General features: G+C 58.3%; 1 pseudogene. It reads left to right on the top strand.

The features are described from left to right. Positions 1 to 178 precede the first annotated feature (178 nt). Positions 179 to 408: pseudogene (locus EHS19_RS11170) on the top strand (hypothetical protein); the annotation flags it as partial.

Below are 408 nucleotides of genomic sequence, written 5' to 3'. Positions count from 1 at the left end.
AGCGCAAAGATATTACGAACTCAACGCTCTTTCCGAGAAATCCTTGCGCTGAGATGCCGGTGTCTTGTTCGAGCGGATAGTTGACGCATGTCCTGGGGCATGGTTGACGGGGTGTCCTGGGGCATGGTTGACAGGTGTCCTGGGGCATGGTTGACGCCTGTGGGGTGTTGGATGGTGTATGGATACACAATCACAGCAGCAGACACAGGTACATTCCAATGATGACGGTCCCGCGGCGCGTAGCGAGTTCCTGCGCAACAAGGCCATCGTCAACGCGATTCTCGCCGGCATGCCGGTCGCGGAGGCGGCCCGACGCCACGGCGTGACCAGGCAGTGGGCGAACGAGCTGAAACGTGTATTGCTTCAATGTTTGTTCGGCGGGTTGAGCGGTGTTTTTCCGCAGTGTGG

It is taken from the genome of Bifidobacterium jacchi, from assembly GCF_009078285.1.
GTDB classification, from domain to species: Bacteria; Actinomycetota; Actinomycetes; order Actinomycetales; family Bifidobacteriaceae; genus Bifidobacterium; species Bifidobacterium jacchi.
Note: the sequence above shows the minus strand (reverse complement) of the source record. Positions and strands in the feature narration are given on the sequence as shown.